Consider the following 18,767-nt stretch of genomic DNA (forward strand, 5'->3'; position numbering starts at 1 on the left):
GTTCTTACCTTCCGATGATGAGGCTCATGGCCTCGGCGCGGGTGGCCGGGTCATGGAGTTGCCCGCGTACCGCGCTGGTGACGGTCTTGGCGCCGGGCTTGCGGATGCCGCGCATGGACATGCAGAGATGTTCGCATTCGACGACGACGATGGCGCCACGAGGCTTGAGATGGGTGACGAGGGCTTCGACGATCTGGGTGGTCAGGCGTTCCTGGACCTGGGGGCGGCGGGCAAACATGTCCACCAGCCGCGCCAGTTTGCTCAGCCCGGTGACTTTTCCGTCATGCGAGGGAATGTAGCCCACATGGGCGACGCCGTGGAACGGAACGAGGTGGTGCTCGCAGGTGGAGTAGAAGGGGATGTCCTTGACCAGGACGAGTTCCTCGTGGTCCAGGTCGAACTGGGTGGCCAGGATTTCCGCCGGATCGTGGTGCAGCCCGGCGAACATCTCGGCATAGGCCTTGCCGACCCGTTTCGGGGTGTCCAGGAGGCCGCTGCGGTCCGGGTCCTCACCGATGGCCAGCAGGATCTCACGGACGGCTGCCTGGATCCGTGGCTGGTCCACGGCGGAGGGGCCGGGGATGGACCCTCCCGCCGCCGAGGCATCGGTGGCGGGAGCGTCGTCGTCGTCATTGAAGAAAGAAGTCACGGAAGAAGCCTAGCCGGGATGGCCGTCAGGCCCGAGATCCGTTACACCGCCTTGGAACGGCTCCTGTCCGGAGACGCCCTGGGCGTGCGGCGGGAACGTGTCCAGCGGTTCCTCGAGGCGGGCATTCTTGGCCTCTTCCTGCGCTTCGCGTTCCGCCTTCTCGCGGCGGGATTCAACCGGGCCGATTTCCTGGATCGGGCGGGTCTCCTTGGAGAGCCAGATCTCGCGGAAATCGCGCTTGCGGATGTTGATGAAGACCTGGGCAATTTCGGCCTGGTTCAGCGTTTCACGTTCCAGCAGTTCGAGCGCCAGTTCGTCGAGGACGTCGCGGTTCTCCACCAGGATGGCGTAGGCCTCGTCGTGGGCGTTCTCAATGAGGCGGCGCACTTCCTCGTCGACGATGTAGGCGATCTGGTCGGAGTAGTTGCGCTCGTGGCCGGCGTCGCGGCCCAGGAAGGGCTCGCCGCCGCCCTGGCCGAGGCGCACCGCGCCGACGCGTTCGCTCATGCCGAACTCGGTGACCATCTTCCGGGCGATCCCGGTGGCCTTCTCGATGTCGTTGGACGCTCCGGTGGACGGGTCGTGGAAGACGAGTTCTTCCGCGACGCGGCCGCCCATGGCGTAGGCCATCTGGTCCAGCAGCTCGTTGCGGGTCACGGAGTACTTGTCGTTCTCCGGAACCACCATGGTGTAGCCCAGGGCGCGGCCGCGGGGCAGGATGGTGATCTTGGTGACCGGGGCCGAGTTCCGCAGCGCCGCGGCGACGAGCGCGTGCCCGCCCTCGTGGTAGGCGGTGACCTTGCGTTCGTGTTCCTTCATGACACGGCTGCGCTTCTGCGGGCCGGCCATGACACGGTCAATGGCCTCGTCGAGCGCGCGGTCGTCGATCAGGTTGGCGTTGGAGCGGGCGGTCAGCAGCGCGGCCTCGTTCAGGACGTTGGCCAGGTCCGCGCCAGTGTACCCGGGGGTCTTTTTCGCCACGGCCTTCAGGTCGACGCCGGGAGCCATCGGCTTGCCCTTGGCGTGGACCTTGAGGATCTGGTCGCGGCCGATCAGGTCTGGGGCCTCGACGGAAATCTGCCGGTCGAAGCGGCCCGGGCGCAACAGTGCCGGGTCCAGCACATCGGGGCGGTTGGTGGCGGCGATCAGGATGACGTTGGTCTTGACGTCGAAGCCGTCCATTTCCACCAGCAGCTGGTTGAGCGTCTGCTCGCGTTCGTCGTTGCCGCCGCCGATGCCGGCACCGCGGTGGCGGCCGACGGCGTCAATTTCGTCCACGAAGATGATGGCCGGCGCGTTGGCCTTGGCCTGTTCGAACAGGTCGCGGACACGGGAGGCGCCCACGCCGACGAACATCTCCACGAAGTCGGAACCGGAGATCGAGAAGAACGGGACGCCGGCCTCGCCGGCGACGGCGCGGGCCAGCAGGGTCTTGCCGGTGCCGGGAGGGCCGTAGAGCAGCACGCCCTTGGGGATCTTGGCGCCAACGGCCTGGAACTTCGCCGGTTCCTGCAGGAACTCCTTGATTTCCTCGAGTTCCTCGACGGCCTCGTCCGCTCCGGCGACATCGCCGAACGTGACCTGGGGCATGTCCTTATTGACCAGCTTGGCCTTGGACTTGCCGAACTGCATGACCTTGGAGCCGCCGCCCTGCATGCGGGAAAGCAGGAACCAGAAGAGGACACCGAGGAGCAGGACCGGGATCAGGAGGGAGAACAGCCCGGAGAGCCAGTTGTTCTCGATCGGCTGGTCGGTGTAGCCGCTCGGGGGCTTGGCGTCCGTGACGGCCTTGACCACGTCAGCGGCGCGGGCATTGACGTAGTAGAACTGGATGTTCTTGCCCTTGTCCTGGCCGTCAATCTGCAGGTTGTCCTTCAGGACCAGATCCACGCGGTTCTCCGCGTCGAAGATCTTGGCCTGTTCAACCTTGCCGCCATCGGTCAGCAGCGCGAGACCCTTGTCGGTGTCGATCCGGGCGGACCCGCCCGGCGACAGGGTGGCAAAGGCCAGCAGGAGCATGCCGATAACAACGACAATCCAGATGCCCGGGCCTTTGAAGAAACTCTTAGCTTTCATCTGTTCGGGGCAGGCCCCGTCCCTCCTGGTAGTGCTGCACGGCGACCGATCTGCGCGCGTGTGGTGCTGCATCAGCTTCTAGCTATACACCGTCGCACTAACTCACGCACGGTGCAGACCAAAAGTTCCCTGAGGGCGTAGCGGGGCAGGGCAGGACCGGCCCTGCCCTGTGCCTGGGCCCGGCCTGAGCCGCCGGACCCTGCGGCCGTCCGCTATTCGTAGACGTGCGGTGCCAGGGTGCCGACGAAGTCCAGGTTGCGGTACTTCTCGGCGTAGTCCAGGCCATAGCCGACGACGAACTCGTTGGGGATGTCGTAGCCGACGTACTTGACGTCGATCTTGACCTTGGCGGCCGTCGGCTTGCGGAAAGCTGTGCAGATCTCCACCGAGGCCGTGCCGCGTGATTCCAGGTTGGTCTTGAGCCAGGACAGGGTCAGGCCGGAGTCGATGATGTCCTCGACGATCAGCACATCCTTGCCCATGAGGTCCGTGTCGAGGTCCTTGAGGATGCGGACCACGCCGGAGGACTGGGTGCCGGAACCGTAGGACGAGACCGCCATCCAGTCCATCGAGACGTGGCTGTGCAGGGCGCGGGCGAGGTCGGCCATGACCATCACAGCGCCCTTGAGCACGCCGACGATCAGCAGATCGCGGCCTTCGTAGTCCTTGTCGATCTGGGCAGCGAGTTCGGTGATCCGAGACTGGATCTGCTCCTTGGAGTACAGAACGTGCTTGAGATCTGACTGGACGTCGTTTGAATCCACCAATAACTCCTGTGTAGATGCGGGGTCGACTATATTTTGGGCGGTTTTTGAGGCCGGAATACAAGCTTCCCACAGCGGGCCGCTTCGCGGGGAACACTGTCGGGGCCGGACTGCCCTTCGGCGAGGAGCTGCGCGAGCGAGAGCCGGTAGACGCTGACCCCGCCGGGAAGCTCCACGGGGCCCGCCGAACCGTGCCGGCGAAGCAGCGCCTCGGCGGCCAGCAGGCGCTGGTAGCTGGGCTGCTGGCCCCCGACGGCGGCCGCGGCTTTCGCGATGACCCGGAACCGCACGGCCGGGGCCAGTTCGCGCAGCGCTTCCTCCGGGAGGCTGATCGCGGCACCGGAGAGCTCCCTGAGCCGGAGGAAGGTGTCATTCGCCACGTCCTCGAGGTAGTCCGCATCCAGCTGCAGGATGGCGGCCGTCCGGGCGAGCGATTCGGCCACCCCGGGCCCGAGTTTCGCCTCCAGCAGCGGCAGCACTTCCACGCGGGTCCGGGACCTCGCAAAGGAGGGGTCCGCGTTGCTTGGGTCGTGCCAGGGTTCGAGCCCCTCGACCTCGCAGATCGCGAGGGTGTCCGCGCGCCGCAGCCCAAGGAAGGGCCGCAGCAGGCGGCCGCGGGCGGGCCGCATCCCCGCCAGGGACCGGGTTCCGGAGCCGCGCGCGAGTCCCAGCAGCACCTGTTCGGCCTGGTCATCCAGGGTGTGGCCGAGCAGGATCGCCCCGGCGCCGGTGTCGTCCGCCGCGGCCTCCAGGGCGGCGTGGCGGGCATCCCGGGCAGCCGCTTCGGGCCCCATGCCGGTGGAGGCGACGTCGACGGTCCTGATCTGCACGGGCGAGAGCCCCAGGTCCTGCAGGGTCGCCGCCGTGGCCGCGGCCACCCCGGCGGAGCCGGGCTGCAGCTGGTGGTCCACAACGACGGCACCCACGGAGACGGGGTGTCCGTCCACGTGCCCGCGGCGGGCGAAGTGGGCGGCGACGGCAGCGAGGGCCAACGAGTCAGGTCCGCCGCTGCAGGCGACCAGCACCCGTTCCGGGTAGCCTGCAGCCGCCAAGGCGTCCTGCAGCATTTTCCGCGCTGCGCCGACGACGGGAGCCAGCCGGCCGGGCCGGCGTCGTCCGCTGGATACGGGACGGGCAGTCACGGAAACTAGTGCCCCATCCGTTCGAGCCAAAGCTTTGAATCGTGGATTTCGGCCTCGCTGGGCAGGTGGTCCACAGACTCCCACACCTTGTTGAAACCCTCCATGCCGGCCACGGCCACGACTTCGCGGACGAACTTGGATCCGTCGCTGTACTGGCGCATCTTCGCGTCCAGTCCGAGCAGGCTGCGGATGAACTTTTCAATCACACCTCGGTCCTGGCCCCGGGAGTTGAAGCGCTGCCGGATCGTCTTCACGGACGGCACGATGCTGGCATCGACGGCGTCCATCACCACGTTGGCGTGCCCTTCGAGCAGGCTCATGAGGGCGGTCAGCCGTGAGATCGCGGCTTTTTCCTCAGGGTTCTGCAGCAGGTCAAGGACGGCTCCCCGGCTCGGGGCAGTCCCCGACGAGGTGCGGTCCCTGAGCGATTTCGCCGCGGCAGAGGCCCGCTCCATCAGGGAGTCCACATTGCCGAGCAGCTGGCCGCTGAGGTTCTCGATCTCGTCCAGCATGTGGTGCCGCAGCCAGGGCGCGGCGGCGAACTGCACCCGGTGGGTCTGTTCGTGGAGACAGACCCAGAGCCGGAAATCCTCGGGTTCGACGTTGATTTCCCGTTCGACGGAGATGATGTTCGGGGCCACGAGGAGCAGGCGTCCGCCGGCGGGGGCGGTGGAGTTCTCGGCGAGCGCGGAGAAGGGGTCGTACTGGCCCAGGACCTTGCTGGACAGGAAGGCAAGGATGGCGCCGAGCTGGCTGCCGGTGATGGCACCGCTGACGCTGGCCGCACCGGGGTTCAGCGTGCCGCGGCGGCTCTCGAGCATCTTTTCCATCGCGGGTTTGAGCATCACGGCGAAGCTCTGGGTGTTGGCCTTGGACCATGAGGCGCGGTCCACGACGAGGACCGAGGAATCGCGGAGGTCGCGGGCGGCCTCCAGGCCGGTGATGTCGTGGACGTGCGGCACGGAAATGTCCGCCATCAGCCGCAGGTTGTCCACGGCGGCGCCGATCTCCGCCGACCCCAGGGTGGGCCCGGCAGGTGTCAGGCGGGCTGCGGTGGATGCCGCAAGCTCCCAGTTGATAAGGGCTTGGGCTTGGGCTGATGTCTCGCCGGCAGAGGACTCCATAGGCTCCATCAGACCACAGGGGCCCGGCAATCCGCCTTAAATTCGTCGGGCGGCGAACGGGGAAACCGGGCGGCGGCCCTCAGCGGCACCCGCAGCCGGCCAGAACGGAGGCGGTGCGGTCCAGGGCAGCCTTGTTCTGGGCCCCCGGGGTCAGCCCGTTGCCGAGGAAGGAAAACACCAGGAGCCGGCCATCGGCGTCCACCACATAGCCGCTGAGGGCGATCACGGTGTTCAGGGTGCCGGTTTTGGCCCGGACCAGTCCCGCGCCGCGGGAGGTGGCCGCGTCCGCGTACCGGTCCCCCAGCGTTCCGGTGAGCCCGGCGACCGGGAATCCGGCCAGGCCTGCCCGCAGCCGGGTGTCCGCGCCAGACGTGATGGCCCGGACGACTCCGGCGAGCTGCCGGGCCGAGACCTGGTTGGCGAGCGCCAGCCCGGAGACATCGGCGGCGCGCAGGGTGGCGGCGGGGATCTTCAGTTCCTCGAGCTGCTGCAGCACGGCCGCGACGGCGCCGTCGTTGCTGCCGGGCTTTCCGGCCGCGAGCGCCGCCATCCGGCCCATCGTTTCGGCGAGGTAGTTATCCGAGGTGCGCAGCAGCAGGTCCACCTGCTGGCCCACCGTGGCGGACTGGACCTGGGCCAGGACCCGGGTATTGCCGTCGGGCGTGCCGGTTCCGGCCGGAACCCGCGCGATGCCGGGCGCCACCGTCAGCCCGGCCGCGGCGGCCGCGGTCGAGAGCGCGGCCGAGAACGCCTCGGCCGCGCTCATCGCGGCGTCCTGGGGGCGGGGACCGGTGGTCGTGCCCGGGTCGAAGCGGGCCGAATTCAGTGCCAGCGGGAACAGCGGCGCCGCCTCGCCAGCGGCAACATCCTCCGGATTCCAGGCCGGGTTCAGCGCGGGGCCGGTGAACAGGGAGTCGTCCAGCAGCACTGTCAAGGGGACGGAGACGCCGTCGTCCTGGAGTGCGCGGATGGTCGACTGCGCGAGGCTGGCGAGCCCGGCATGGCCCAGCACGGCGCCGGGGGCCGATTCGCCGGCGCCGAGGAGCACGTCTCCGCCGCCGGTGAGGACGACCGAGCCGGGGGCGGCGCCGGCCACGGCCTTGGTGCTGAAGCGGCGCTCCGGCCCGAGTGTGCGCAGGGCCGCGGCGGCCGTGAGGAGCTTCATGCTGGAGGCGGGAACGCGGACCGTGTCGCCGGAACGGTCGAAAAGGACCTCTCCGGTGAGGGCGTCCTGCACCACGCCGGTGAAGCTTCCGGCGCCGTCGACCTTCAGGGTTTCGTTGAGCTGGGCCGCCAGGGACCCGGGCGCCGGGACCGGGGCCGAGCCGGTGAGCGGTTCGATGCCGTCCGGGGTGCTGCCGGCGGCCGCGCCGGCGCGGGGGGCCAGCGTGCCGGGCACCTGCTGCCAGGGCGGGGTGGCCGGTGCGGGAGTGCCGGACGGGCCGGGGCCCAGGAAGGCCGGCGCGACCGCGAAGCCGGCAGGGAGGGCGAGCGCCACGACCAGCAGGGCCTGGAGCAGCAGCGGAAGGCTCCGGCGCAACGGGCCGGCCACCGGGTCCGCGCCCGGGCGGCTCGTTCTGCGTTTCATGCTGCTGCCGGTCCTTTAGTCCTGAAATGTCCCCACTAGTTCCTGAAACCAGGGCCTCTCGCTATATCCTCAATAGTAGTCGGCGGCACCGGCGCTGGCTTTTTCAGTGTCATGTGTGCCGCGAACCCCCGAAATCGTCAAGGAGTAGTCCATGAAGCATGACGTGACCATCGAGATCCCCAAGGGATCACGCGTCAAGTACGAAATCGACCACGAGACCGGCCGCGTCCGCCTGGACCGCGTCCTGTTCACCTCCATGCAGTACCCGACGCACTACGGTTTCTTCGAGAACACCCTGGGTGAGGACGGCGACCCGCTGGACGCCCTGGTGCTGCTGCAGGACTTCGACCTGCACCCCGGCGTGATCGTTGAGTCCCGCCCCATCGGCGTGTTCAACATGACCGACGACGGCGGCGGCGACGCCAAGGTGCTTTGCGTGCCGGTCGACGCCCGCTTCGATCACATCAACGAGATCAGCGACGTCAGCGAATTCCTGATCAAGGAAATCGAGCACTTCTTCACCCGTTACAAGGACCTGGAGCCGGGCAAGTGGGTCAAGGCCGAGGGCTGGGGCGACCGCGCCGCCGCCGAGGCCGAGCTCGAGGCATCCATCAAGCGTTACGTTCCGCACACGCACTAACCTCCCCGCGCACCACCTCCACCTCCAACGCGGGGTCACTTACGGCCCATCCGGACCCCGGATACGGGCCGTAAATGACCCCGCGTTGCTGTTTAACGGGGCGGGGGTTGTCAGTGGCGGGTCAGAAATGTGTGAAATCGTTGACCCATGAACGTTGCGCCTGCCTTCAACCCTCCCTGCGGTCCGATCACCGGATGGCGTGACGGCGACGTGGTGCGCGCCACCGGGATCCCCTATGCCACCGCGGGCCGTTTCCAGCCTCCGGTGAGTGCCCCCGACCGGTCCGGTGTCCTCGCGGCAATGTCCCTGTCCCCGGCGTGCCCGCAGGGTCCGGTGCCGTTCCTGGACGACATCCTGGGCACGCGCTACGGGGAACTTCCCGGCAGCGAGGACTGCCAGCGGCTCTCCGTCACCATGCCGGCCGGCCTCGACGACGGCGAACGGGTCCCGGTGATGGTGTGGCTGCACGGCGGGTCCTACACGTCCGGTTCCGGCGACCTGGCGATCTTCGATCCCAAAGCCCTCGTCGCCGAAAACCGGGTCATCGTCGTGTCCGTGACCTACCGGCTGGGCCTGTTCGGTTACCTGGCCACCGGCACCGGCCGGCCCGCGAACCTCGGACTGCTGGACCAGCTTGAGGCGTTCCGCTGGGTTCAGCGCAATATCGGCGCCTTCGGCGGGGATCCCGGAAACGTCACCGCCTTCGGGCAGTCCGCCGGAGGCGACGCCGTCGCGCACCTGATGGCGACGCCCGAAGCCCCCGCCCTCTTCCGGCGCGCCATCATTCAAAGCGCGCCCCTGGGCATCACCCGGGGCCGGGAAAAGATGAGCAGAGCCATGGGCATCGCTGCGGAGACTGTCACCGAAGACACCCCGGCCATGGACGTTGTTGCCGCCGAGGAGCAGGTGTCGCAGGCGGCCCGGAAGTTCGGGCTGATCGCCGCCATGCCGTTCGGCACGCAGTACGGGCACTCCCCCCTGCCGCCGGAGTCCGGCATAGAGGCCGCCTGGAACGCCACGGCCCCGGAGATCGAGGTCCTGATCGGGCACACCTCCGAGGAGGCGAGGATGTTCCTGCCGCGCAACCGCGCCGTCAGCCGCCTTGGCCGGGTCCCGGTGCTCGGGGCCGCCGCCGTCAGGGCCATCAACTGGGGCGTGACGGAGGCGGTGTATGGCCGGTCCGCGAGGAAATTCGCCCGGCGGCACGCCCGGGCAGGCGGCACGGCCTACAGCTACGTGCTGTCCTGGGCCGCGCCGGGAAACTTTTACGGCGCCGCGCACACCGTGGACCTGCCGCTGCTGTTCGGGGACAAAAAGACCTGGGCCGGAGCGGGGCTGCTCGCGGGGGCCAGCTGGGAGGAAATCGATGCGCACGGCCGGGCCCTCCGCGCCGTCTGGGCGCGCTTCGCCTCCGGGCAAGGCCTGGACAGCCGGGGAGGGATTCCGGGTGCCCTTCGTTACCATTCGGTCGGAGCTGCGTGAGCGGCTGATGGCGTGCCCGTTGTCCCCGGCCGCCGTCCCCGGCGGATCCCGGTGAGGACCCTCGGCGTCGACCTCGCCGCCGCCGCCAAGAAGACCGCGGCCGCCGTCATCGAATGGGGCGATGGCACCGCCCGCCTGGCGCACCTGGCCCTCGACGTCGGCGACGGGGAGATTGTGCGGCTCTTCGGCTCCAGCGACCTGACCGGGATCGACTGCCCCGTCGGCTGGCCGGACGCTTTCCTGCCGTTTCTTGCCGGGCACCTGGCCTTTGACGCGCACCCCGTACTGGACTTCGACGGAATCGACGGCCGCCGGCTCCTGGCCTACCGGGACACCGACCGCTTCGTCACCGCCACGACCGGGCTGATCCCGCTCAGCGTCTCCGCCGACCGGCTGGCCCACCCGGCGATGCGGTGCGCCGTGATCCAGGCAAAGATCGCGCGGGACCACGGGCCGCAGCCGAGGGACGGCAGCGGAAGGCTGGCCGAGGTCTACCCGGCGGCCTCGCTGAAATCCTGGGGCCTGCTGGCCCGCGGCTACAAGGGCCGCGGCGGCACGGAAACGGAACGGCTGGCCCTGGTCCTTGAGGCGCTGAGGAAGGCTGCACCCTGGCTGGACCTGGCCGGATTCGATGACCAGCTCGCCGGCTCCGATGACATGTTCGACGCGCTCATCGCCGCCCTCACCGCACGGGCCGTCGCCCTCGGAAACACCCTCCGCCCCGATGAGGGCCACGCCAAAGCAGCCCGGACCGAAGGCTGGATCCATCTGCCCGCCGGCGGCCTGGACGGGCTCAACGCCACCCGGCGGACACGGGGCGCCTAGCCCGGGCCGAGGATCCAGCCGCTGATCTCCTTCGAGTCCTCGCCGTGCTCCCGGGTCTGGTTATGGGCGCGGATCCGGCTGTCCTGGAGCGCCTGCCGCAGCAGCGAGTGCTTCTCTGCCAGTCCCGGCACCCGGTCGATCGCATCGATGGCGAGCTGGAAGCGGTCGATCCCGTTGAGCATGGCCATGTCGAAGGCCGTCGTGGTGGTGCCCTCCTCCTTGTAGCCGCGGACATGCAGACCCTCCTGGTTGGTCCGCCGGTACGCCAGCCGGTGGATCAGGGACGGATAGCCGTGGTACGCGAAGATGATGGGCTTGTCCGCCGTAAAGATCCCGTCGAAATCCCGGGACGTCAGGCCATGCGGGTGCTCAGTGGCGTCCTGGAGCCGCATCAGGTCCACCACGTTGACCACCCGGATCTTCAGCCCGGGCGCACCGGCCTTCAGCAGTTCCGCCGCGGCGACCGTCTCGACCGTGGGCACGTCTCCGGCACAGGCCAGCACGACGTCGGGCTCCTCGCCCGGGACTTCGGACCCGGCGAACTCCCAGATTCCCAGGCCGCGCTGGCAGTGGTGCGCGGCCTCGGCGGGGCCAAGCCAGGTCGGCGAGGGCTGCTTGCCGCTGACGACGATGTTGACATAGTCCCGTGAGCCGAGGCAGTGCTCCATGACCGAGAGCAGCGTGTTCGCGTCCGGCGGCAGGTAGACCCGGATGACCTCGGCTTTCTTGTTCACGGCGTGGTCGATGAAGCCAGGATCCTGGTGCGAGAAGCCGTTGTGGTCCTGCTGCCAGACATGCGAGGACAGCAGGTAGTTGAGCGAGGCGACCGGCCGGCGCCAGGGAAGTTCACGGTGCACCTTGAGCCATTTGGCGTACTGGTTGAACATGGAATCGACGATGTGGATGAACGCCTCATAGCAGTTGAAAACGCCGTGCCGGCCGGTCAGCAGGTACCCCTCCAGCCAGCCCTGGCACAGGTGTTCGCTGAGGACCTCCATGACCCGTCCGGCGCGGGCAAGGTGCTCATCGAGTTCCTCGATCCGGTACTGCCAGACCTTGTCCGTGACTTCGTAGACGTCCTGCAGGCGGTTGGATGCCGTCTCGTCCGGACCGAACAGCCGGAACGTCTCGGGGTTCTGGCTGATCACGTCACGGAGCCAGGACCCCAGCGTGATCATGGCGCTGACCCGCTCCACTCCCGGTTGCGCGACGGGAACGGCATGGTCCTCGTATGACGGCAATTTGAGGTCCTGCAGCAGGACGCCGCCGTTCGCGTTCGGGGTGGCGCTCATCCGCAGTGTGCCTTCAGGGGCATTCGCCGCGACCTCCGGCCGCAGGCGGCCGGCGGCGTCGAAGAGCTCACCGGGCCGGTACGACTCCAGCCACTCCCCCAGCTGCGCCAGATGCTCCGGGTTGGTGCGCACCTCGGACAGGGGCACCTGGTGGCTCCGCCAGGTCCCTTCCACCTGCAGCCCGTCGACAACCCTGGGCCCGGTCCAGCCCTTCGGCGACCGCAGTACGATCATGGGCCAGCGCGCGGCGGGGGCGTCGCCGGCTGGGTTGTCGCCGGCGCCGGCTGGGTTGTCGCCGGCGCCGGCTGTGTTGTCGCCGGCGCGTCCGTCCGCAGCGCTGCGGCGGGCTGCCTGGATGGCCCGGATCTCCTCGAGGCAGTTCTCCAGCACGGCGGCGAAGTCCCGGTGCGCGGCCGCCGTGTCGTCCGGATGGCCCACGGTCACGAAGTGCGGCTCGTGCCCGTAGCCGCGGAGCAGCTGCTCGAGCTGGGATTCGGGCATACGGGCCAGGATGGTGGGGTTGGCGATTTTGTAGCCATTCAGGTGCAGGATGGGCAGCACCGCGCCGTCATGCACCGGGTCCAGGAAGTTGTGCGAATGCCAGCTCGCGGCCAGCGGACCGGTTTCGGCCTCGCCGTCGCCGATCACAACGGTGGTGATCAGTTCCGGGTTGTCGAAGACGGAGCCGTAGGCGTGCGCCAGCGAGTAGCCGAGCTCTCCGCCCTCGCTGATGGAACCAGGGGTTTCCGGGGCGGCGTGGCTGGGGATCCCGCCGGGGTAGGAGAACTGCCGGAAAAGCTCAGCCATGCCCTCGACGTCGTCGCCGACATTGCTGTAGATCTCGGAGTAGGTGCCCTCAAGCCAGGCGTTCGCCACCACCGCGGGCCCGCCGTGGCCGGGTCCGGCAATGAACAGCATGCTCTGGCTGTCCCGGCGGATGACCCGGTTCAGGTGGGCGTAGACAAAGTTCAGCCCGGGGGTGGTGCCCCAGTGGCCCAGCAGCCGGGACTTGGTGTTGGCGGCACTCAGGGGTTCCCGCAGCAACGGGTTGGAACGAAGATAAATCTGCCCCACGGACAGGTAGTTCGCGGCCCGCCACCAGCGGTCCACGAGCTCCAGGTCCGCTTCGCCGGGCCGGTTAGCATTCGCCTCACGTGTCACTGCAGTCCTCGTTCCCTCGGGCCTTCGTCGGCGGCGCAGCCTCCATCCCAACATCTCCGGGCAGTCGGGGCAACCCCTCCCGGTCCGCCCGGGGATGGGCATGTGTCCCCATCGTGGAAGCCTGGCGAACCGCCTAGCCTGGCGTGGAAAGCGCGGCTGCCGCCCCCTTCATTAGTCAGCTGACGGCGCTGGACTGGCGCGTTTGCCAGCCTCTGGCCACCGGGTAGTGTGGATCCAGAATGTTCACGCTGACCATCAACCAAACAGACAGCAGGCGCGACGGCGACTGTGTGCCGCAGCTCCTCAAGGACCTGCGGCACATCCCGGCGCGCCTCGATTTCGACCGCTCCGTGGAGGACGAGGTCCAGGGCATTGTGGACAGCCCCCGGCAGGCGGTCGACGCGGCAATGATCGCGCTGCGGACCGGCAGCTGGTACGTCGGCATCGGCGTCGGGCCGGTCAATGAACCCCTGCCGAACCAGATCAAGGACGCCACCGGCCACGGGCTGATTTATGCCCGCCGGGCCGTCGACCGGCTCCGCAACGGCAAAGACAGGATTCCGGTGGCCGTGGAGGGCCCGCAGGCCGATCTCGCCGCCGAGTCCGAGGCGGTGCTGCGGCTGCTGGGCCACATCGTGCACGACCGCAGCCCAGCGGAATGGCGGGTACTTGACCTGCTGACCCCCGGGGTCCGCGGGCAGCAAAAGGCGGTGGCCGAGGAACTCGGCATCACCACCCAGGCGGTCAGCAAGGCCGTGGCGCGGGCGCAGTGGAACGAGGAACACGCGGCGCGGCCCGCCGCGGCCAGGCTGCTGGGCCTGATCCTCGAAGTGCGCTGAGCCGCGCGGTCTTCCTGCGGTCCTAGAGCAGCAGGCTGCGCAGCACGTGGGCGGCGCCGTCGTCGAAAACGGAGTGGGTGACCTCGTTCGCGGCGGCGATGACTTCCTCGGGCGCCTGGCCCATGGCCACGCCGCGGGCCGCCCAGCCGAGCATCTCGATGTCATTGCGGCCGTCGCCGACGGCGACCGTGCGGTGCGCCTCGATCTCCAGCCGGCCGCGGAGGTGCTCGAGGGCGCTGGCCTTGGTGACGCCGGCCGCGGCAATGTCCAGCCACGCCGTCCAGCCCACCGAGTAGGTCACCCCGGCCAGGCCGATGTGCCGGATCGCCGCGTTGAACTCCTCGGGGGTGTTCTCGGCGCTGAAGACCACCACGCGCACCGCGGTGGCGTCCAGCATGGTCTGGAAGTCGACGCCGATTGCCTCCACGCCGAAGCTCGCGTCCTGGAAGCGCTCGGTGGAGAGGAAGTTGCCGTCCTCGTCCTCCAGTGCGTATTTGGCCGTGGGCAGCCGCTTGCGCAGGGCGCGGAGCGCGGGGCCCGGGTCGAAGGTGGCCTTGTGCACGATCTCGTAGCCGTCGGACAGGCTGGAGTCGAGGCGCAGGGTGACACCGCCGTTGGAGCACACGGCGTAGCCGTTTTCGATCCCGATGTGCTCGATGATCGGCAGCGTCGCGTTCAGGGAGCGGCCGGTTGCGATGGTGACGTGGTGGCCCGCAGCCACGACGTCGCGGGCGGCTTCGCGGACGGGAACGGACATGTGTCCGTCGTGATCGACGAGGGTGCCGTCGACGTCGAGCGCGACCATCAGCTTGTGCGCCGTGGTGCCTGGGTAGTTCTGGTTGTTGTCTCGCCGGTCATCGTTGCCAGCGACTGAGGTTTCAGTCAATGTTGTCATCTCACAAGTAGAGCAGACACCCCCGACCGCCGCTAGGACGCAGGCCACAGCGCGCGGTGAACCCGGGGTGAACAGCTGTTGACGGACGGAGGCTCAGATGACGGGGAAGACCGTCATGCCGCCGAGGTACTTCTGCAGGGCCTTCGGGATGTTGACGGAGCCGTCCGGGTTCTGGTGGTGCTCCAGGATGGCCACGATCCAGCGCGTAGTGGCGAGGGTGCCGTTGAGCGTGGCGACGGCCCGGGTGCCCTTGGGGGCCCCGTCCTCGTTCAGCACACGTTCGCGGATGTTGAGCCGGCGGGCCTGGAACGTGGTGCAGTTGGAGGTCGAGGTGAGCTCGCGGTAGGCGCCCTGCGTCGGAACCCAGGCCTCGCAGTCGAACTTGCGGGCCGCGGAGTTGCCGAGGTCACCGGCGGCGGTGTCAATCACCCGGTAGGGCAGTTCACACTTAGCCAGCATCTCTTCTTCCCAGGCCAGCAGCCGGGCGTGCTCGGCCGCAGCTTTCTCAACGGTGGTGTAGACGAACATTTCCACCTTGTTGAACTGGTGGACCCGGATGATGCCTCGGGTGTCCTTGCCGTGCGAGCCGGCCTCGCGGCGGTAGCAGGAGCTCTGGCCGGCGTAGCGGATCGGGCCCGCGGAGAAGTCCAGGATCTCGTCCGCGTGGTAGCCGGCGAGGGCCACCTCCGAGGTGCCCACGAGGTAGAGGTCGTCCTCGGCGAGGCGGTAGATCTCGGCGTCGTGCTTGACGTCGAAACCGGTGCCCTGCATGGTTTCGGGGCGCACCAGCGTCGGGGTGATCATCGGCACGAAGCCGGCGTCGATGGCCTGCTCCATGGCCATTTGCAGCAGCGCCATCTCCAGCCTGGCGCCGGCGCCGCGTAGGAAGTAGAAGCGCGAACCGGACACCTTGGCGCCGCGTTCCATGTCGATGGCGCCGATCAGCTCACCGATCTCCAGGTGGTCCTTGGGCTCGAAGTCGGTGAACTCGCGGGGGGTGCCGACGGTCTTGACCACGATGTAGTCGTCTTCGCCGCCCTCGGGGACCCCGTCCTCGATGAGGTTGGGGATGCCGCGCAACAGTTCCTCATGGGCGGCCTGCGCGACGTCGGCCTCGGCGGAGGCGGCCTTGACCTGTCCCGCGAGAACCTTGACCTCGGCCAGCAGGGCCTGCTTCTCCTCGCCCTTGGCCTGCGCCACCTTCTTGCCGAAGGCATTCTGCTCGGCTCTCAGGTTTTCAAAGCGGATCAGGGCGGCGCGCCGGGCCGAGTCCGCGACGATGATCGCGTCCACCACGGATTCATCGGCGCCGCGGGCGCGCTGGCTGGCCCGGAACTTGTCCGGATTTTCGCTGAGGTCTTTTACGTCGATCACCTGACAAGACTATCCAATCCGGCCACCGTTCCCGGGCAATCCGGGCACCGGCCGCCGGCGGGATAGTGTGGGAGCACAATGCGCGACTGGATGCTCTACCTCGTCATCGCTGGAGTCCTGGCGTTTGCCGTCTCCAGTTGGTGGGGAGTGCGCAAGCTCAAGGCCAGGCACACGCGCAGCGCCGTGTGGGAGCAAACGCACAGTCCGGGCCTGGGGCAGCAGAAGGTGGCCGTGGTGATGAACCCGATCAAGTCCCGGTCCGATGAGGCCCGCAGCATGATCGAAAATGCCTGCTCCGCGGCAGGCTGGGTGCCCCCGCGGTTCTTCGACACCACCGCCGAGGACCCCGGATTCTCCCAGGCGCGGGCCGCTGTCGAATACGGCGCCGACGTCGTCCTCGTGGGCGGCGGTGACGGCACTGTCCGGGTGGTGGCTGACATCCTCGCCGGCACGGACGTCGCCATGGGCCTGATCCCGCTCGGCACCGGCAACCTGCTGGCCCGCAACATCCACCTGGATCTGGGTGACCTGCACGGAAGTGTCCAGACCGCACTGTTCGGCCACCAACGCTTCATCGACACGGCGCGGATGCGGGTGGAGAACTCCCGCACGAACGAGTCCGCGGAGCACACCTTCCTGGTCATCGCCGGCATAGGCATGGACGCCGAGGTTGTGGGCGACACCAACGACGGTCTCAAAAAGGCCGTGGGCTGGCTGGCCTACACCGAGGCCGGCGTGCGGCACCTCCCGGGGCGCCGCAAGAAGGTGTCCATCTCGCTGGACGACCAGCCGGAACAGAGCCGGAAGATCCGCAGCGTACTGTTCGCGAACTGCGGGCTGATCCCCGGCGGGATCGACTTCATCCCCCAGGCGATGATCGATGACGGCATGCTGGACGTCGTGGTGATGAGTCCGCGCAGTGCGATCGGCTGGCTGGCGATGTACTGGAAGATCGTGCTGAAGCACAAGAGGAACCTGCCGGTGATGACGTACTACCGTTCCGGCAAGATCACAATTCGTTGCGCGGAGCCTATGCCCACACAGGTCGACGGCGATCCGACCGGCCCCGCCACGAAGGTCGCCGTGCAGATTGCCCCCGGCTCGCTGCTCGTCCGGGTCAAGGACGGCACCGAGGGAGATTAGGCGCTGGCTTCCTTCTTGGAGGCTTCCTTCGCCGCATCCGCGGACTTTTTCGCTTCCGCTGCGGCCTTGGCGGCACGCGCTTCGGACTGCTCGCGGATCATGGCCTGCTCCTCCTCGAAGCGCAGCCGGTCTGCACGGTCGGCGTCGTCGCCGTCCCAGTCCTGGTTGTCTGCGGTCGGCTTGGGATTCACGATCATTCCCTGGCCGTCATTTTCTAGGCTGGTATCTGCCATGACCTGCTCCCTCGGTAGAGGACTTCCCCAATATGGATCAGGCAAGCATACGCACAGTTTCCAAGGGGCGGAAGTGCCTGATGTGGCATTTGTCTACGCTGTGGGCGAAGCCTTGGACGTATATTCCGGCACCACGGATGCCCCCGACAGTATGTCTTTGACCCAGGCATGCGCCGCCCGGAATGCCTGGTCCGAGGTGTGCGGCTCCACGACCGTGCGGTGCCCGTCGGCCCGGCTGTAGGACCCCAGGAAGCGGGTGGCCGGGCTGATCCGGTGCAGGCCGGCCAGGGCGTCCGCCATGCGGGCGTCGGCCACGTGGCCGTCGGCGTCGATGCTGAAGAAGTAGTGGCCCAGGTACTGGCCGGTCGGCCGCGACTCAATCCGGCTGAGGTTCACACCCCGGGTGGCGAACTGGTCCAGGATCTCCATCAGCGCGCCGGGGCGGTCTTCCGGCAGCGGAACCACCACGGTGGTCTTGTCCGCGCCGGTGGGCGCCGGCAGCTCCCCGGGCCGGCCGACGAGCACAAAACGCGTGACCGCACCGGGATTGTCGCCGATGTTCTCCGCCAGCACCACGAGCCCGGGCTGTTCGGCGGCCACAATCGGGGCGCAGATTGCCGCGTCGTAGTGGATATCGCCTTCGAGCAGACCCATCGCCGCCGCGGCCGTCGAGGATCCCGGGATATATTCCGCGTCCGGAATGGTGTTGTCGGCCCAGAGCCGGCACTGTGCCCAGGCGTGGCTGTGGGTGGAAATCCGGCGGATGTCCTCGATCCGGGTCCCGGGGCGGGCCACCAGCACGAAGCTGATCGGCACGAGGGCCTCGCGCAGGATCCGCAGCTCCTGTCCGGTCGCGATTGCATCCAGGGTGGCGGTCACGCCGCCCTCCACGGAGTTCTCGATCGGCACCATGGCCGCGTCAGCCGAGCCGTCACGGACCTTGTCCAGCGCCGTATTGACGTTGGAGGCGGGAACGCGGATGGCCTGCGCCGCATCGGGCACCTGCATCAGGGCCGCCTCAGTGAAAGTTCCCGCGGGTCCGAGGAAGGTGTACGTGACGGGTGAGGCAGGCATCGGCGCTTCTTTCTTCAACTACAGGATGACGGGTTTGAGTCCGTTGTCGGACACCAGCGGCATTCCGGTTTCCAGCCACTGGTCCATGCCGCCAGCGACGTTCAGGGCGGAATACCCCTGCCCGGTGAGCCACTGGGCGGCGCGGAAGGAACGGCCGCCGGTCCGGCAGATGACGTAGAGGTCCTCGTCCGGGTCGAGTTCCCCGAGCCGGGCGGGGAGCTGGTCCAGGGGGACGTGCAGCGCCCCGGCAGCGTGGCCCGCGGCCCACTCGTAGTCTTCGCGGACGTCGAGGATCGTGGCCCCTTCAGGGATGCCGGACACGGTCACGGTGACAAAGTCGCTCATAGTCGTCCCTTCCGCAGAATGCATGGTCTGCCTCCAGCGTATCGCCAGCCACTGGCACCGCACCCTTACCCGGCAGCAGGTTACGCTTTTGGCATGGCGCAAAGGAGATCCACGGCAACTG

General features: G+C 68.2%; 17 protein-coding genes. 5 read left to right on the forward strand and 12 right to left on the reverse strand.

Annotation, left to right across the window (positions count from 1 at the left end):
- Positions 1-4 precede the first annotated feature (4 nt).
- The 6 genes from folE to dacB all read right to left on the reverse strand — a co-directional run bounded on the left by folE (position 5) and on the right by dacB (position 7,343).
- On the reverse strand, positions 5-649 hold the full coding sequence (gene folE / locus AC1MFL_RS08265; protein ID WP_479814684.1) for a GTP cyclohydrolase I FolE: 645 nt from the start codon (positions 647-649) through the stop codon (positions 5-7).
- Between the two features lie 9 nt (positions 650-658).
- A complete protein-coding gene (gene ftsH / locus AC1MFL_RS08270; protein WP_479814686.1) occupies positions 659-2,725 on the reverse strand; it encodes an ATP-dependent zinc metalloprotease FtsH in 2,067 nt (688 codons plus the stop codon).
- Between the two features lie 212 nt (positions 2,726-2,937).
- On the reverse strand, positions 2,938-3,489 hold the full coding sequence (gene hpt / locus AC1MFL_RS08275) for a hypoxanthine phosphoribosyltransferase (RefSeq protein WP_226760873.1): 552 nt from the start codon (positions 3,487-3,489) through the stop codon (positions 2,938-2,940).
- A gap of 29 nt (positions 3,490-3,518) precedes the next feature.
- Positions 3,519-4,556, reverse strand: coding sequence for a tRNA lysidine(34) synthetase TilS (tilS, locus tag AC1MFL_RS08280; protein WP_479815391.1), 1,038 nt, complete (start codon positions 4,554-4,556; stop codon positions 3,519-3,521).
- Between the two features lie 80 nt (positions 4,557-4,636).
- A complete protein-coding gene (locus AC1MFL_RS08285) occupies positions 4,637-5,755 on the reverse strand; it encodes a zinc-dependent metalloprotease (protein WP_479814688.1) in 1,119 nt (372 codons plus the stop codon).
- 79 nt (positions 5,756-5,834) lie between these two features.
- Complete coding sequence (dacB, locus tag AC1MFL_RS08290; protein WP_479814690.1) at positions 5,835-7,343, reverse strand: D-alanyl-D-alanine carboxypeptidase/D-alanyl-D-alanine endopeptidase; 1,509 nt, start codon at positions 7,341-7,343, stop codon at positions 5,835-5,837.
- A 151-nt stretch (positions 7,344-7,494) separates the two neighbouring features.
- On the opposite strand from dacB, the gene AC1MFL_RS08295 reads away from it, so the two are divergent.
- The 3 genes from AC1MFL_RS08295 to AC1MFL_RS08305 all read left to right on the forward strand — a co-directional run bounded on the left by AC1MFL_RS08295 (position 7,495) and on the right by AC1MFL_RS08305 (position 10,290).
- Positions 7,495-7,983: an inorganic diphosphatase gene (locus tag AC1MFL_RS08295; protein ID WP_463900883.1), complete on the forward strand. Its 489-nt coding sequence runs from the start codon at positions 7,495-7,497 to the stop codon at positions 7,981-7,983.
- Positions 7,984-8,130: 147 nt separating this feature from the next.
- A complete protein-coding gene (locus AC1MFL_RS08300; RefSeq protein ID WP_479814693.1) occupies positions 8,131-9,465 on the forward strand; it encodes a carboxylesterase family protein in 1,335 nt (444 codons plus the stop codon).
- A gap of 51 nt (positions 9,466-9,516) precedes the next feature.
- Positions 9,517-10,290 carry a DUF429 domain-containing protein gene (locus AC1MFL_RS08305; protein WP_479815393.1) on the forward strand — a complete coding sequence of 258 codons (774 nt, stop codon included), beginning with the start codon at positions 9,517-9,519 and terminating at the stop codon, positions 10,288-10,290.
- On the opposite strand, the gene AC1MFL_RS08310 is transcribed toward AC1MFL_RS08305, so the two are convergent.
- Complete coding sequence (locus tag AC1MFL_RS08310; protein ID WP_479814695.1) at positions 10,287-12,797, reverse strand: phosphoketolase family protein; 2,511 nt, start codon at positions 12,795-12,797, stop codon at positions 10,287-10,289. The two genes, AC1MFL_RS08305 and AC1MFL_RS08310, sit on opposite strands and share 4 nt — an antisense overlap.
- Positions 12,798-12,982: 185 nt before the next feature.
- Here AC1MFL_RS08310 and AC1MFL_RS08315 point away from each other — a divergent pair, with 185 nt between their 5' ends.
- On the forward strand, positions 12,983-13,582 hold the full coding sequence (locus AC1MFL_RS08315) for a MarR family transcriptional regulator (RefSeq protein ID WP_301227108.1): 600 nt from the start codon (positions 12,983-12,985) through the stop codon (positions 13,580-13,582).
- Positions 13,583-13,604: 22 nt separating this feature from the next.
- On the opposite strand, the gene AC1MFL_RS08320 is transcribed toward AC1MFL_RS08315, so the two are convergent.
- Positions 13,605-14,477, reverse strand: a complete 873-nt coding sequence (locus AC1MFL_RS08320) for an HAD family hydrolase (protein ID WP_479814698.1) — start codon at positions 14,475-14,477, stop codon at positions 13,605-13,607.
- 93 nt (positions 14,478-14,570) lie between these two features.
- Positions 14,571-15,851: a serine--tRNA ligase gene (gene serS, locus AC1MFL_RS08325; RefSeq protein WP_479814700.1), complete on the reverse strand. Its 1,281-nt coding sequence runs from the start codon at positions 15,849-15,851 to the stop codon at positions 14,571-14,573.
- A gap of 78 nt (positions 15,852-15,929) precedes the next feature.
- Between serS and AC1MFL_RS08330 the strand changes: the two genes are divergently transcribed.
- On the forward strand, positions 15,930-16,994 hold the full coding sequence (locus AC1MFL_RS08330; protein ID WP_479814702.1) for a diacylglycerol/lipid kinase family protein: 1,065 nt from the start codon (positions 15,930-15,932) through the stop codon (positions 16,992-16,994).
- On the opposite strand, the gene AC1MFL_RS08335 is transcribed toward AC1MFL_RS08330, so the two are convergent.
- The 3 genes from AC1MFL_RS08335 to AC1MFL_RS08345 all read right to left on the reverse strand — a co-directional run bounded on the left by AC1MFL_RS08335 (position 16,991) and on the right by AC1MFL_RS08345 (position 18,646).
- Positions 16,991-17,227 (reverse strand): hypothetical protein, encoded by a 237-nt coding sequence (locus AC1MFL_RS08335; RefSeq protein ID WP_226760864.1) that lies wholly within the window; start codon positions 17,225-17,227, stop codon positions 16,991-16,993. The two genes, AC1MFL_RS08330 and AC1MFL_RS08335, sit on opposite strands and share 4 nt — an antisense overlap.
- Positions 17,228-17,320: 93 nt before the next feature.
- Entirely contained in the window at positions 17,321-18,301 is a 981-nt protein-coding gene (gene pheA / locus AC1MFL_RS08340) for a prephenate dehydratase (protein WP_479814705.1), read from the reverse strand.
- 18 nt (positions 18,302-18,319) lie between these two features.
- Positions 18,320-18,646, reverse strand: coding sequence for a rhodanese-like domain-containing protein (locus AC1MFL_RS08345; protein WP_479814707.1), 327 nt, complete (start codon positions 18,644-18,646; stop codon positions 18,320-18,322).
- Between the last annotated feature and the right edge of the window lie 121 nt (positions 18,647-18,767).

Source organism: Arthrobacter sp. BG3 (assembly GCF_056680185.1).

Coding starts and splice junctions, on each gene's coding strand:
- ftsH (WP_479814686.1), bottom strand. CDS start 2,725: ATGAAAGCTAAGAGTTTCTTCAAAGGCCCGGGCATCTGGATTGTCGTT.
- tilS (WP_479815391.1), bottom strand. CDS start 4,556: ATGCTGCAGGACGCCTTGGCGGCTGCAGGCTACCCGGAACGGGTGCTG.
- AC1MFL_RS08285 (WP_479814688.1), bottom strand. CDS start 5,755: ATGGAGTCCTCTGCCGGCGAGACATCAGCCCAAGCCCAAGCCCTTATC.
- dacB (WP_479814690.1), bottom strand. CDS start 7,343: ATGAAACGCAGAACGAGCCGCCCGGGCGCGGACCCGGTGGCCGGCCCG.
- AC1MFL_RS08295 (WP_463900883.1), top strand. CDS start 7,495: ATGAAGCATGACGTGACCATCGAGATCCCCAAGGGATCACGCGTCAAG.
- AC1MFL_RS08300 (WP_479814693.1), top strand. CDS start 8,131: ATGAACGTTGCGCCTGCCTTCAACCCTCCCTGCGGTCCGATCACCGGA.
- AC1MFL_RS08310 (WP_479814695.1), bottom strand. CDS start 12,797: ATGTTGGGATGGAGGCTGCGCCGCCGACGAAGGCCCGAGGGAACGAGG.
- AC1MFL_RS08315 (WP_301227108.1), top strand. CDS start 12,983: ATGTTCACGCTGACCATCAACCAAACAGACAGCAGGCGCGACGGCGAC.
- AC1MFL_RS08320 (WP_479814698.1), bottom strand. CDS start 14,477: ATGACAACATTGACTGAAACCTCAGTCGCTGGCAACGATGACCGGCGA.
- AC1MFL_RS08330 (WP_479814702.1), top strand. CDS start 15,930: ATGCGCGACTGGATGCTCTACCTCGTCATCGCTGGAGTCCTGGCGTTT.
- AC1MFL_RS08335 (WP_226760864.1), bottom strand. CDS start 17,227: ATGGCAGATACCAGCCTAGAAAATGACGGCCAGGGAATGATCGTGAAT.
- pheA (WP_479814705.1), bottom strand. CDS start 18,301: ATGCCTGCCTCACCCGTCACGTACACCTTCCTCGGACCCGCGGGAACT.
- AC1MFL_RS08345 (WP_479814707.1), bottom strand. CDS start 18,646: ATGAGCGACTTTGTCACCGTGACCGTGTCCGGCATCCCTGAAGGGGCC.